At 40.0% G+C, this 1,416-nt stretch carries 1 protein-coding gene; it reads left to right on the forward strand.

All coding sequences use genetic code 11. From position 1 onward, the window contains the following. Positions 1-92: 92 nt before the first annotated feature. Positions 93-1,298 (forward strand): IS256 family transposase, encoded by a 1,206-nt coding sequence (locus M2448_RS20300; RefSeq protein ID WP_280648005.1) that lies wholly within the window; start codon positions 93-95, stop codon positions 1,296-1,298. Positions 1,299-1,416 lie beyond the last annotated feature (118 nt).

Below are 1,416 nucleotides of genomic sequence, written 5' to 3' on the forward strand. Positions count from 1 at the left end.
GACACTATCCATAATATTGTGTAAATGAAAACTACAGGTTGCAAAGCTTGTAGTTTTTTCATTTATGTATAACTTTATCAAAAGTGTTTATTATGGACATACCGAAAGATTTTTTAAGTAAGGAGTTCCTGAGTCAGTTCAAGACACAGGAAGATGTTGAAGCCTTTATCAGTGAGCTTCATGTTAAGGTTTACGAGCAGATGCTTCAGGGTGAAATGGATTCTCATTTAGGTTATGAGAAAGGCTCGAAAGCAGGTTTCAACACGGGCAATTCCCGTAACGGCAGTTACCCGAAGAAGATTCAGGGTAAACACGGGGAGTCAGTCATCGAAGTTCCCCGTGACCGCGAAGGCGATTTTGAACCGGTTGTTGTGCCCAAGTATCAAAGTCGGGGCTTATCTATCGAGAAGTTAGTCATATCCCTTTACGCCAAAGGTATGAGTGTCTCTGATATAGAATCAGAGATGCATGAGATTTACGGTGTTAATTTGTCCACATCGGCTATCTCACATATTACCAATAAGGTAACACAATCGGCTGTAGAATGGCAGAACCGTCCCTTAGAGAGCTTATATCTGATAGTGTGGATGGATGGTATCGTTTTCAAAGTCAGGGAAAATGGTAAAGTCATCAATAAGACAGTTTATCTGTGTGTGGGTCTTAATAAAGATGGTTTTAAAGAAGTGCTTGGCATGTGGGTTGGTAAAACAGAATCAGCTTCGTTTTGGATGGGCGTTCTTACCGACTTAAAAGCTCGTGGAGTAGAAGATATACTGATAACCGTAACCGACAATCTGAGCGGTTTCACAGATACCATAAAGAGCGTGTTTCCTGAATCCACCACACAAATATGTGTAGTCCATCAGATACGCAACTCTTGTCGTTATGTCGTATGGAAGGAGAAGAAAGAATTTACATCCGATTTAAAGAATATTTACAATGCGCCTACCAAAGAAGCTGCCGCCTCTGAACTTGACCTTTTTGAACAGAAATGGGGCTCTAAATATCCCTATGCCATCCGTTCGTGGCGCAATAATTGGGATGAATTGACCTCATTCTATGATTTTCCGTTGGAAATCCGTAAGATTATTTACACCACTAATCTGATTGAGAATCTGAACGGTAAGATTAGAAAATACACTAAAAACAAGTTGTCTTTCCCTACGGATGATGCCCTCAAAAAGTCTGTTTATCTGGCTATCAGTGAGATTGAGAAAAAGTGGACTCAGCCTGTTTGGAATTGGGGGATTATTTTCAATCAGTTTTTGGTTATCTTTGGAGAAAGATTGAACCGGTAAGGAGAAAAATTCCTTCAAACTCCCCCGTTTTTTTTGGGGGGGGAGAATTTGAAAGAATTTATATGATAAATATTCAACCGTGTAGTTGGAGCTTACACAAAGTTATGGACAGTCCCAT

The organism is Dysgonomonas sp. PF1-14, from assembly GCF_029892965.1.
Lineage (GTDB): Bacteria > Bacteroidota > Bacteroidia > Bacteroidales > Dysgonomonadaceae > Dysgonomonas.

Excerpts from the sequence above, each read along its gene's own strand:
- M2448_RS20300 (WP_280648005.1), top strand. The coding sequence starts at position 93 with ATGGACATACCGAAAGATTTTTTAAGTAAGGAGTTCCTGAGTCAGTTC.